Consider the following 12071-nt stretch of genomic DNA (forward strand, 5'->3'; position numbering starts at 1 on the left):
GCTATGAAAGAGATACTAAATCACTTAATACAACATAAAACACTTACTACAGAACAAGCCAAAGAGATAGTCATCAACATGGCTAATGATAAGTACACAGATGCACAGATGGCTTCTCTACTGACTACATTTATCATGAGACCCATCATATTAGATGAGCTAAGAGGCTTCCGAGAAGGAATGCTACAGCTTGCTAATAAGGTGGATCTATCCGACTATAACCCTATGGACTTATGTGGTACAGGAGGAGACGGAAAAGACACTTTTAATATATCTACACTATCATCCTTTGTGACAGCTGGAGCAGGTGTACCTGTAGCTAAGCATGGTAACTATGGTGTATCATCTATCTCAGGATCATCAAGTGTGATGGAGAACTTGGGTATACATTTTAAAAGCACAGAAGCAGAGCTAAAAGAACAATTAGCTGAAGCCAATATCTGTTTTCTACACGCACCACTATTTCACCCTGCTATGAAGAGAATCGCTCCTATGAGAAAAGCACTTGGAGTGAAGACATTCTTTAATATGCTTGGCCCATTGACTAATCCTGCTCAGCCTAAAGTACAATTAGTAGGACTGTTTAACCTAGAGTTATTGAGAATGTATAAATACTTCTTACAAGAGGAGAATACACAGTATAGCATTATACACGCCTTAGACGGCTATGATGAATGTAGCTTGACTAAATCAGCTAAGCTAATCAATAACAAAGAAGAGAAACTAATAGACGCTTCTTACTTTAATAGTCCTGTCATCCGTGAAGAAGATATCAAAGGAGGAAAAACAGTAGAAGAGTCAGCTTATATCTTCTGGCAAATACTTAAAGGTAAAGGTACTCCTGCTCAGAATAGTGTAGTCCTTGCTAATAGTGCATTAGCTATTAATACTTACTATCCTGAACTAAGCATCTTAGAGGCAAAAGCAAGAGCAGAAGAATCACTACTAGGAGGAAAGGCAAAAGAGAAGTTTGAAATACTAAAAGAATTGAGATGAAGATATTAGAACAAATAAAAGCACATAAACAAATAGAAGTAGCCCAACGCAAGACTATAAAGAGTATTGCTGAACTAAGAAATACTCCATTATACAACAGAACACCGATTGATTTTAAAGCTTGTATCACGGCTAAAAACAACAGAGCCATCATCGCAGAGTTTAAAAGACAGTCTCCTTCTAAAGGAATCATTCATCCCAACGCGAATATCACTGAGATAGTAAAAGGATATGAAGCGAATGGAGCAGCGGCTTTATCTATTCTAAATGACAGTCAATTCTTCGGTGCTCTACCCACTGACTTTGCTAACGCACGTGCTTCGGTAAACCTGCCTCTATTACAGAAAGACTTTATCCTAGACGAATACCAGATAGAAGAAGCTAAATCTATAGGTGCAGACGCCATTCTATTGATTGCTAAAATGCTTCCCATAGAGCGTGTCAAAGTATTGACTGATTATGCACATCAGCTTGGCTTACAAGTCTTATTAGAAACACATACTGAAGAAGAAATACGAGGCCATTTACATACTGAGTTTGACCTCATCGGGATAAATAATAGAGATCTAAACACCTTTGAGGTAAATATTCAGCACAGTATCGCTCTAGCTAATCTATTACCTCAGCAGGCAGTGAAGATAGCAGAAAGTGGTATACAGAATGCCGCTACGTTATTAGAATTAGCTGACAATGGATTCTCAGGGTTCTTAATGGGAGAATACTTTATGAAGATGGCTAATCCTGCTGAACAATTAAGGCTATTACAACAAGAGATTAAATTGTAAACAGCGATGAAGAAGATAAAGATCTGTGGGATGTTTGATATAGAAAATATTAATTCTGTTGGACAAGAGCACATTGACATGATGGGATTTATCTTTTATCCGAAATCAAAGCGATATCTAAGTAGAGATATTAACAAGGCTGTTGATAACCTACCTCATCATATTCAGAAAGTAGGTGTATTCGTCAATGCTACAAGACAAGAAATAGCACAACGCATAAAGCAGTATAAACTAGACTATATACAACTTCACGGTAACGAAAGCCCAGAAGATTGTGCTTACCATAAAGAGCAAGGAATAAAGGTAATCAAGGCTTTCTCTATAGGAGTAAAGGAGGATTTCAGTCAAATAGAACAATACGAAGCATACTGTGACTTATTTGTATTCGACACCCCTACTCCAGAGTATGGAGGTAGTGGATTATCATTTGATTGGGATGTATTACAGCATTATCAAGGTAGTACCCCTTATCTACTAAGTGGAGGATTAGGATTACACAACATACAGTCCGCTTTGCTATTACGAGATGATAGATTAGCAGGCTTTGACCTCAACAGTAAATTAGAAAACGATCAACATCATAAAGACATAACACTAGTGAGAAAACTAGTAAAAGAAATAAGAGACTATGAAAGAATTTAACCCAAACGAACAAGGATATTACGGAGAGTACGGAGGTTCATTTATCCCTGAGATGCTGTATAAGAACGTATCAGACTTACAAGAGAGCTACCTAGATATCATACAGACAGAAGATTTTCAACAAGAACTAAATAAGCTACTTAAAGATTATGTAGGAAGACCTACTCCTCTATTCTATTCTGCTAACTTGTCTGCTAAATATAAAGCAAAGATTTATCTGAAAAGAGAAGATCTAAATCACACAGGAGCCCATAAAATCAACAATACGATAGGACAAGTACTCTTAGCCAAACGTCTAGGCAAAAAGAGAATTATAGCTGAGACAGGTGCAGGACAGCACGGGGTAGCTACTGCTACTACTTGCGCACTATTAAATCTAGAGTGTACTGTATTTATGGGAGCACATGATATCGAACGTCAGAAACCTAATGTAGAACGCATGCGTATGCTAGGGGCAAAAGTAGTAGCTGCTGAGAGTGGGAGCAAGACTTTAAAAGACGCTACAAATGAAGCCATACGCGAATGGATCAATAATCCACAAGAGACCTATTATGTGATTGGTTCTGTAGTAGGTCCTCATCCTTATCCTGATATGGTAGCGAAGTTTCAATCTATCATCAGTAAAGAAATAAAAGCACAGCTCATAGAGCAAGAGAATACTCCTAATCCAGACTATGTAGTAGCATGTGTAGGTGGAGGAAGTAATGCGATGGGCGCCTTCTATCACTTTATAGATAATGGTCATACAAAGTTAATTGCAGTAGAAGCGGCAGGTCTAGGAGTAGAAACAAGACAGACTGCAGCTACTATCGCCTTAGGAAAACAAGGTATTATCCACGGTAGTAAGACTTACCTTATACAGACTGAGGATGGACAGATTATAGAGCCTTATTCTATCTCAGCCGGATTAGATTATCCTGGTATAGGACCTGCACATGCCTATCTGAGTGATACAGGTAAGATCACTGTAGGTAGTATCACAGATGATGAAGCGATCAAAGCTGCTTTTGAATTAACGCGTATAGATGGGATTATACCTGCACTAGAATCAGCACACGCCTTGGCTTACCTAAATAAGATGGAGCTAAAAGAAAGCGATATCGTAGTGGTAAACTTATCAGGACGAGGCGATAAAGACATGATTACTTACTCTAAATACTTTAACCATGAATAACAGAATCAACACACTCTTCACCGAGAAGAAATCCAATATACTTTCTATATACTTCACAGCTGGTTATCCTGCTATAGAAGACACCATGACCATCTTAAAGAATCTAGATAACGCTGGTGTAGATTTAGTAGAAATAGGCATGCCTTTCTCAGATCCACTAGCAGACGGGCCAGTTATACAGCACAGTAGTGAGCAGGCTTTACTAAACGGTATTACAGTCTCTAAGCTATTCGAACAATTAAAAGAAATGAGACAGCACATTACTATACCTGTTGTCTTAATGGGGTATCTAAATCCAGTACTAAGATATGGTGTAGAGGCATTCATAGCGAAATGCGCAGAAGTAGGTGTAGATGGTATTATCCTTCCAGACTTACCTATAGACTACTACTTATCACATTTCAAGACACACTGTGATAAACACAACGTCAGTAATATCATGTTAATAAGTAATGATACTTCGATAGAACGCGTGCGCCATATAGATGAGCAGACAGATGGTTTTATCTATTTAGTTTCTTCTAATGGAACTACAGGCTCTAACAAGTCTTTAGAAGAACAACAAACATACTATAAACACATTCAAGATTTAAAGCTTAAAAACCTAGCACTTATTGGCTTTGGGGTAAGAGATAAACACACCTATGACCTCACGAATCAATATAGCTCAGGGGCGATTATAGGAACAGCCTTTATGAAGCATATTAATGAACATGGTATTAGTGAGGATAGCATTCTTAACTTCGTCAAGAGCATTAGGTAAGTATAGCCCTAATTATGGCGAATTCGCCACATTTAAGATTTAACGATATATACTAAACAAAATAGGCAACTCGCATGAGTTGCCTATTTTGTTATTTTAAAGAATGGTGATTAAGAACATCCGCAGCTACCTCCGCCACAAGAACCTTTCTTATTCGTTTTATTCTTCCAAAAGCCTTTTTTAATGATGTACCCCAATGCAATAATTACAATTGCATAGGCAATTATTTCTTGGTAACCCATAATTACTTTATTTTAAAAGTTGATATGCTATTAAAGCTGCGACATACGCAAGAACAGTCATAAACACTAATTGGTAGATAGTCCATTTCCAAGACTTAGTCTCTCTTTTCACAATCGCTACTGTAGCTGTACACTGCATCGCAAAAGCATAAAAAAACATTAGTGACACCCCACTGGCTAGCGTGAAGACTGGTTGTCCTGTATCAGGCCATATCTCAGCTGCCATTTTTTGTTTAATACGTCCATCTTCATCATTCTCATCCCCAGATCCTACATTATAAATAGTTCCAAGTACTCCTACGAAGATTTCACGTCCTACGAAAGAAGACAATACTGCGATACCTACTTTCCAGTCATACCCTAGAGGTTTGATTACAGGCTCTATTGTTTTACCTAGAATACCGATATAAGAATTCTCTAATCTATAACTAGCGATATGCTCGCTTAATTCTTCTTCGCTTACCTCTTTATCTTGATATACTTCTGTAATATGTTTCTCAGCATTCTCAAAGCGTTCTCCTGGTCCATGAGCACCTAAGAACCAAATGATGATCGATAATACGAATATAATCTTACCCGCACCTACTACGAATGCTTTAGTCTTCTCATACATATTCACCACTACGTTCTTAATAATCGGAGTACGGTAGTTTGGCATCTCGATTACGAAGTATGACTTGCGCTCGCTTTTGATGTATTTACTCAATGCCCAAGATGATAACAAAGCTGCTAAGAATCCTACTAGATAGAATAACGTCAATGTCAATCCTTGTATACTTAAGAATCCAAATACACGTGTATCAGGAATTACTAAGGCAATAATGATAATATATACTGGAATACGAGCAGAACACGTAGTAAACGGTGTTACAAGTATTGTAATCAATCTTTCTTTAGGGTTCTCGATATTACGAGCTGACATAATCGCTGGAATAGCACATGCATTACCAGAGATAAGTGGCACTACTGATTTACCACTTAATCCGAATGGACGCATTAATCTATCCATTAAGAACACCACTCTACTCATATACCCTGTCTCTTCTAAGATAGAAATAAACATAAATAGAATAGCAATCTGAGGAATGAAAGGCATTACCCCTCCGATACCTGGTACGATACCATCCGCTATCAAATCTGTAAGCTTACCTGGCTCCATCGTATCGTGTACCCAAGAACTAAGATTAGCAAACTGCTCATCAATCCAATCCATCGGAATACTTGACCACTCAAAGATAGCCTGGAAGACCAACATCATAATCGCAAAGAAGATTAGGTATCCATACACTTTATGGGTAAGTATTCTATCTACTTTAGAACGAAGATCTGTAGCTTTATTGACATCACGTGAGTACGTTTCTTTTAAAACGTCGTTGATAAACTGATATCTCTTGATTGTCTTTTTGTGTTGAAGTTTTTTGATTTCACTTTCTGACAACTGAACTCCTTTAGCCTCTATCTCTTTCTTCCCTATATTCCCGATCTTGATGTCTTGTGAATAGATCATCCACAATTTGAATACAGAAAGGTTAGGGAATGTCAAAGCAAGTTTACTAAAGAACTCTGTGTCTACAGCTGTAGCATTCACACATGGTTCTATAGAATACGTTCTATAATTTAATATTGCTTGTTTTAACTCTTGAATACCAAGTTTTTTCTTCGCACTGATTAAAACAATCTTTGTATTTAATTTCTTTTCTAACTCCGCTATCTTAAGACTAATCCCCTTCTCGTCCATATGATCAGCCATATTAACAGCTAATATCGTAGGAACACCAAGTTCTTTAACCTGAGTAAATAGTAATAAGTTACGCTTTAGATTTTCTATATCAGCTACTACAACAGTAACATCTGGAAAGTCATCATTAGTAGGATCAAATAATAAGTCTAATACAATGCGTTCATCTTCAGAACTCGCATTAATACTATATGTTCCTGGTAAGTCGATAATAGTAGCATTTACTTTATCATCTAACTTCGCTACTCCAGATTTTTTATCTACAGTAATACCAGGATAATTTCCTATCTTATGGTTAAGACCCGTCAAGGCATTGAATACAGAGGTTTTCCCTACATTAGGATTACCTATTAGGGCAACTTTTATATCTTTTTTCATCAACTATATGTAATATCTTAATCTAATTAGCCAATTAATTCTACTTGTATCTCTTTAGCTAATTCTTTTCGAATAGATAAATGTGTATCATTAATACACAGATATATTGGGTCACCTAGAGGGGCTACCTCTAGAAGTTCCACAGCATTACCTGGTAGACATCCCATCTCTAATAGTTTTAAAGGAACCTTGTGCATATCGAAGTCTGCTATCACTCCTTTTTCATTTCTTTTTAATAAGTCTAAAGTTGTACTCACCTTATTTAGATTTAATTCATATTGCAAATTTAGTCAATTAAAAAGATTATAGAACTATATTCCTAATAAATATCAGTATTAATACTACTATAATTACCACACAACTTTTTCATTATTAGCTTATTTTGATTCATAACTTAGAAACAGAAATATTCATATATAAAAAATCCCTCTACATCAACTAATAAATGTAGAGGGATTATACTGTATAATTATTTAATTACTTTGACTTACTATTTTCATGCTCATACAACCATTGGATGTCTTCCCATAGCTGCTGCATATTCTTAGCTTCTTTATCAGGAGTATCTAGATTAGTACCGTCATAGAACCCGCGGATACGGCCATTGCCATCTACTAGAATAAAGTTTTCGGTGTGTACCATATCATACATCTCTTCTGGAGACCCTGTCTTGACAGCTAAGTAAGAATTACGAGCAATATAATAGATATCTCTTTTATCCCCTGTTACTAAGTTCCATATCTTATCATCAGCGCCTTTGTGTAATGCATATTCTTTTAGCACAGGTACACTATCGATATCAGGAGTTACTGAGTGTGATAATAATTTAACGCCTGGCAGAGTCTTAATCTTATCTTGAAGCCAAACCATATTATCACTCATGATAGGACAGATCGTAGTACATGTTGTAAAGAAGAAATCAGCTACATAGATATGTCCTTCATAATCTTTATTCGTAATTGTATCACCATTCTGGTTTAAGAACTTAAATGCAGCTATCTTGTGCTTCTGTTTATTGGCCTCATGTTGGATTAAACTATCTACCATTTCAGGGTTCACCATAGCTGGTGTATATACTGGTAGTGATTTTCTATACTTCAGTGCATTGTAGAACATCACCATGATTCCTGCACATAAAAGGAAGAAGAAAATAAAAAAGTATTTATATTTCTTGAAAAAGTGTAACATTTTAAATAGAGTTTCGACAAACTTACAAAATCCCTTTTAACCTGAAGGTTAAAGACATGATAAATACAAGATGTCTTATTTAAAGTATAGAAAAATACGATTATAAAAGATATTTTCTATTTTTGTTAGAATATCAATAGGAACAAAATTAATTATATACTATGAACAAAAGAGTTTTATTAACCTCTGCCTTCGCTGTAGTATCATTAGTAGCTTGTAAAGATGCTAAGAATACAACAGAGCAAGAAGATCAAGTAGCTCATGGAATCAACCTAGAATACATGGATAAAAATGTAAAGCCTGGTGATGACTTTTTCCGTTATGTAAACGGTGCTTGGTATGACAAAACAGAAATTCCAAATGACAGAACACGTTGGGGAAGTTTTGATGAATTAAGACAAAACACTGATAAGGATGCCCTTGCTATCCTTAGAGAGGCTGCTGAAGACTCTAAACTTGATCCTAAATCTGATCAAGCTAAAGCTGTAGCTGTATTCCAAACTTACTTAGATGAAGCTAAGAGAAATGAGTTAGGAGTAGCTCCTCTTAAACCTTACTTAGATAAAATCAATGCAATCAAAACTCCAGAAGATGCGACTAAACTAATCAACGAATTAGTAGCTGAAGGAGGATTAGGATTATATTCTATCTACGTATATGCAGATGCAAAAAGCTCTCAAGAAAATACAGTATACATCAGTTTAGGTTCTTTAGGTTTACCTGATCGTGACTATTATGTATTAAAAGATAAAGACATCACTGAAAAACGTGACCAATACGTAGCACACGTAGCGCGTATGTTAGAATTAGCTGGTGAGCCTAAAGAAGAGGCTACTACAGATTCTAAACGTGTATTAGCGATCGAAACTAAAATGGCAGAACCTCGTCTTACTAGAGTAGAGCGTAGAGATAGCCGTCTTACTTATAACCCTATGACAGTAGCTGAGCTTCAAAAATTAACACCTGCTGTTGATTGGAATGCTTATATCGCTGCTACAGGATTAAAGAACGTTGAAAAGCTAATTGTATCTCAACCGAAATACATGAAAGCACTTAACGAAATCCTTTCTGCTAAAAATATCGAAGATATCAAAGCATATATGAAATGGACTTTAGTGAACAAAAACGCTAGTTACTTATCTACTGAGATGGAGAAAGCGAACTGGGAGTTCTACTCTAAAACATTAGAAGGTGCTAAAGAACAAAGACCTGTTGACGAAAGAGCATTAGCTGTAGTTAACGGTACTGTAGGAGAAGCTTTAGGACAATTATACGTTGCTAAAAAATTCCCTGCTGAAGCGAAAGCAAAAGCTCAAGCAATGATTAAAAACGTACTTACAGCTTTCGGTGATCGTATCAAAGCATTACCATGGATGGCTGAAGAAACTAAAAAAGGTGCTTTAGAAAAATTAGCAACTACAACAGTGAAAATCGGTTACCCTGACAAATGGGAAGATTACTCTGCTATGGATATTAAAGCTCCTAAAGACGGTGGTAATCACTTCGAAAACATGAAGAATGCTACTAAATGGGATTTTGCTAAAAACATGGAAGACTTCGGTAAACCTGTAGATAAATCTCGTTGGGGAATGGCTCCACAGACAGTGAACGCTTACTTCAACCCTATCTATAACGAAATCGTATTCCCTGCTGCTATCTTACAACCTCCATTCTATGATTATAAAGCTGACGAAGCGATTAACTATGGTGGTATCGGAGCTGTAATCGGACACGAGATCTCTCACAGTTTTGATGACTCAGGAGCTCGTTATGATAAAAACGGAAACTTAAACAACTGGTGGACTGACGCTGACTTAGCTAGTTTTACTAAATTAGGTGATGCTTTAGCTGCTCAGTACAGCGCATTAGAGCCTCTACCAGGTGTATTCGTAGACGGTAAATTCACTTTAGGTGAGAATATCGGAGACTTAGGTGGTGTTAATGCTGCTTATGACGGATTACAAATCTATTTAAAAGAAAACGGTGATCCAGGTCTAATCGACGGATTCACACCTGAGCAACGTTTCTTTATCTCTTGGGGAACTATCTGGAGAACTAAAGCTCGTGATGAGGCAATTAAAAACCAAGTGAAAACTGACCCTCACGCTCCTGGACACTACAGAGCGTATGTACCTCTTCAAAACGTAGATGCTTTCTACAAAGCATTTGATATTAAAGAAGGTGATAAATTATACATCAAACCTGAGGAAAGAGTTAAAATCTGGTAATCAGAACACAATAAATAACGATAAAGGAGTCTCAATGAGGCTCCTTTATTTTTTTATCCATACGACAAGGCTAAGCCTACACAAAACCCAAACAACAACCTCAACTTCAACACCATACATTCAAAAACAGCGCTTCGCTATATCAAACCTAATTGGACTTATCGCATAGTGGTCGCATAGTTATGGGATACTGCTCGCATAAAAAAGGGCTAAAAGTATGCGACCACAATGCTATCGTTATCCTTTGACTGTTCTATCATAGACTACAAGAAATAAACAAGTAACACTATATCCCACAAAAAAAGCATTGTGATAATCACAATGCTTTACTATTAGTATTTTGAGTTCTTCCTAACTATAAGGTTTTCTCGTCTATCTTTTTAATCATAGGATCTACTTCTAACATCCATAGATAGTAATCCTCACTAGTGTATAATTGACTTAAAAACTCTCCGACTAAGAATCGCTTCACAATCTGTTTTCGCTTATCTAATTTGAAGAATAGTTTATTGCCTTCTAGATGTTTAATATAAGCTTTAAATACTTTATCAGAAGACATCACATAGTCTATCACCTCTTCTTTAGACATATTAGTAAACTTCGCTCTTTCTTTATCGATCTCTTGGAATACAAAGAAACTCACAATACCCGATTTCATCAGAAGTACCACAGTGTCATCTCCATGCTTATTCCCTATCGGAACAAAGATATCCGGTACTATACCACCACCTCCATAGACTACACGTCCTTTTAAGGTTTTGTACTGTAGGCTATCGGCTACTTTTATACTATCAGCAGCATATAACTCTCCATGTGCATATCTCGTTCTAAAATCGTTATTATACTCTTCTACCCCCATCGTATAAGGCTTCTGTATAGATCGTCCAGAAGGAGTGAAGTAACGAGCTGTAGTCAATCTAATAGCAGAACCATCCCCGAGCATCAATTCTCGTTGTACAAGTCCTTTACCGAAGCTTCTACGCCCTACGATAGTACCTCTATCATTATCCTGTATCGCTCCAGCTATAATTTCACTAGCAGAAGCAGAATTCTCATTAATCAATACATAAAGAGGCTTATCTGTAAAGAGACCACTTCCTTTAGACTTTGTGACTCTCTCTTGACCACCTTTATTTACAGTCTTTACGATTACCTGATCTTTCTTTAATAAATCATTTAGCATATTCACTGCTTGATCCATATACCCTCCTCCATTATCTCTCAAATCTAGGACTAGGCTAGAAATATCTTGCGTAATCAGATCCTCTAACGCCTTTTTAAACTCCTCGTAAGTTGTACTAGAGAATCTATTGAGCTTAATATATCCTCTACCGTCTGATAACTTAAATGCAGCATCTACACTCTTGATAGGAATAGGCTGTCTATTGACCACAATGTCTAGCTTCTTACCTACAGTCTTACGATAGACTTCTAATTTTACATCAGTATCCCTTTCCCCTCTTAAGTATTTAGCGATACTATCAGAGGTCATCTCCTTTCCATACAGATGCTGTCCGTCAGCACTTATGATACGGTCACCCGGCTGTATACCAGATTTAAAAGCGGGGCTATCTACGATATCTTTGATTACAGCGACACTATCTTTATAGTAATAGTAGTTCACCCCTATCCCTACGAAACTACCTTGCATAGACTCTGTCACAGACTGTAGCTCACTCTTGCCGATATAGATAGAGTGTGGATCTAGTTGTTCTAGAATAGTAGTCACCGTTCTATCGACGATAGAGTCAGTATCTACATTATCTACATACTCCTTCTCTATAAAATCAATTAGCCGATTTAATTTAAGCTTATTGTGATTGGTATAAAAACCTGTTTTTCCACGATAAGAAGCAGATACAAGAAAGCCTCCTAGTAAAATACCTAAGGATAAAGAAATCGATATAATCAGAGGCCAAAAAAACTTTTTCATCTAC

11 protein-coding genes are annotated in these 12071 nt (G+C 36.7%); 6 read left to right on the top strand and 5 right to left on the bottom strand.

Annotated features, from left to right (window positions below):
• Positions 1-3: 3 nt before the first annotated feature.
• Genes trpD through trpA form a run of 5 tightly spaced genes read left to right on the top strand, consistent with a single transcriptional unit; the run spans position 4 to position 4360 of the window.
• Entirely contained in the window at positions 4-996 is a 993-nt protein-coding gene (gene trpD / locus RT228_RS09920) for an anthranilate phosphoribosyltransferase (protein WP_313138640.1), read from the top strand.
• The gene (trpC, locus tag RT228_RS09925) at positions 993-1781 is read left to right on the top strand and encodes an indole-3-glycerol phosphate synthase TrpC (protein ID WP_313138641.1); all 789 of its coding nucleotides are present in this window, start codon (positions 993-995) and stop codon (positions 1779-1781) included. The genes trpD and trpC overlap by 4 nt, the downstream gene beginning before the upstream one ends.
• A gap of 6 nt (positions 1782-1787) precedes the next feature.
• The gene (locus tag RT228_RS09930; protein WP_313138642.1) at positions 1788-2423 is read left to right on the top strand and encodes a phosphoribosylanthranilate isomerase; all 636 of its coding nucleotides are present in this window, start codon (positions 1788-1790) and stop codon (positions 2421-2423) included.
• Positions 2410-3597 carry a tryptophan synthase subunit beta gene (trpB, locus tag RT228_RS09935; RefSeq protein ID WP_006262579.1) on the top strand — a complete coding sequence of 396 codons (1188 nt, stop codon included), beginning with the start codon at positions 2410-2412 and terminating at the stop codon, positions 3595-3597. The genes RT228_RS09930 and trpB overlap by 14 nt, the downstream gene beginning before the upstream one ends.
• Positions 3590-4360, top strand: a complete 771-nt coding sequence (trpA, locus tag RT228_RS09940; protein WP_071307104.1) for a tryptophan synthase subunit alpha — start codon at positions 3590-3592, stop codon at positions 4358-4360. The genes trpB and trpA overlap by 8 nt, the downstream gene beginning before the upstream one ends.
• Positions 4361-4470: 110 nt before the next feature.
• Here trpA and RT228_RS09945 read toward each other — a convergent pair whose 3' ends face one another.
• From RT228_RS09945 to RT228_RS09960, 4 genes are all read right to left on the bottom strand, one after another.
• Positions 4471-4602, bottom strand: coding sequence for a FeoB-associated Cys-rich membrane protein (locus RT228_RS09945; protein WP_006257716.1), 132 nt, complete (start codon positions 4600-4602; stop codon positions 4471-4473).
• Positions 4603-4609: 7 nt separating this feature from the next.
• Positions 4610-6718, bottom strand: a complete 2109-nt coding sequence (gene feoB, locus RT228_RS09950; protein ID WP_313138643.1) for a ferrous iron transport protein B — start codon at positions 6716-6718, stop codon at positions 4610-4612.
• Between the two features lie 26 nt (positions 6719-6744).
• A complete protein-coding gene (locus RT228_RS09955; protein ID WP_006260493.1) occupies positions 6745-6975 on the bottom strand; it encodes a ferrous iron transport protein A in 231 nt (76 codons plus the stop codon).
• A 220-nt stretch (positions 6976-7195) separates the two neighbouring features.
• The gene (locus tag RT228_RS09960) at positions 7196-7906 is read right to left on the bottom strand and encodes an SCO family protein (protein ID WP_006257719.1); all 711 of its coding nucleotides are present in this window, start codon (positions 7904-7906) and stop codon (positions 7196-7198) included.
• 161 nt (positions 7907-8067) lie between these two features.
• On the opposite strand from RT228_RS09960, the gene RT228_RS09965 reads away from it, so the two are divergent.
• Positions 8068-10134 carry a M13 family metallopeptidase gene (locus tag RT228_RS09965; RefSeq protein ID WP_006266129.1) on the top strand — a complete coding sequence of 689 codons (2067 nt, stop codon included), beginning with the start codon at positions 8068-8070 and terminating at the stop codon, positions 10132-10134.
• A gap of 355 nt (positions 10135-10489) precedes the next feature.
• Here RT228_RS09965 and RT228_RS09970 read toward each other — a convergent pair whose 3' ends face one another.
• A complete protein-coding gene (locus tag RT228_RS09970) occupies positions 10490-12067 on the bottom strand; it encodes a S41 family peptidase (protein WP_313138644.1) in 1578 nt (525 codons plus the stop codon).
• Positions 12068-12071: the final 4 nt, after the last annotated feature.

Source organism: Myroides sp. (assembly GCF_032073645.1).
Classification (GTDB): Bacteria; Bacteroidota; Bacteroidia; order Flavobacteriales; family Flavobacteriaceae; genus Flavobacterium; species Flavobacterium odoratimimum.

Bases quoted from the DNA above. Each gene is read 5' to 3' on its own strand.
- RT228_RS09945 (WP_006257716.1), bottom strand. From the start codon at position 4,602: ATGGGTTACCAAGAAATAATTGCCTATGCAATTGTAATTATTGCATTG.
- RT228_RS09930 (WP_313138642.1), top strand. From the start codon at position 1,788: ATGAAGAAGATAAAGATCTGTGGGATGTTTGATATAGAAAATATTAAT.
- trpA (WP_071307104.1), top strand. From the start codon at position 3,590: ATGAATAACAGAATCAACACACTCTTCACCGAGAAGAAATCCAATATA.
- trpC (WP_313138641.1), top strand. From the start codon at position 993: ATGAAGATATTAGAACAAATAAAAGCACATAAACAAATAGAAGTAGCC.
- RT228_RS09965 (WP_006266129.1), top strand. From the start codon at position 8,068: ATGAACAAAAGAGTTTTATTAACCTCTGCCTTCGCTGTAGTATCATTA.
- feoB (WP_313138643.1), bottom strand. From the start codon at position 6,718: ATGAAAAAAGATATAAAAGTTGCCCTAATAGGTAATCCTAATGTAGGG.
- RT228_RS09960 (WP_006257719.1), bottom strand. From the start codon at position 7,906: ATGTTACACTTTTTCAAGAAATATAAATACTTTTTTATTTTCTTCTTC.
- trpB (WP_006262579.1), top strand. From the start codon at position 2,410: ATGAAAGAATTTAACCCAAACGAACAAGGATATTACGGAGAGTACGGA.
- trpD (WP_313138640.1), top strand. From the start codon at position 4: ATGAAAGAGATACTAAATCACTTAATACAACATAAAACACTTACTACA.
- RT228_RS09970 (WP_313138644.1), bottom strand. From the start codon at position 12,067: ATGAAAAAGTTTTTTTGGCCTCTGATTATATCGATTTCTTTATCCTTA.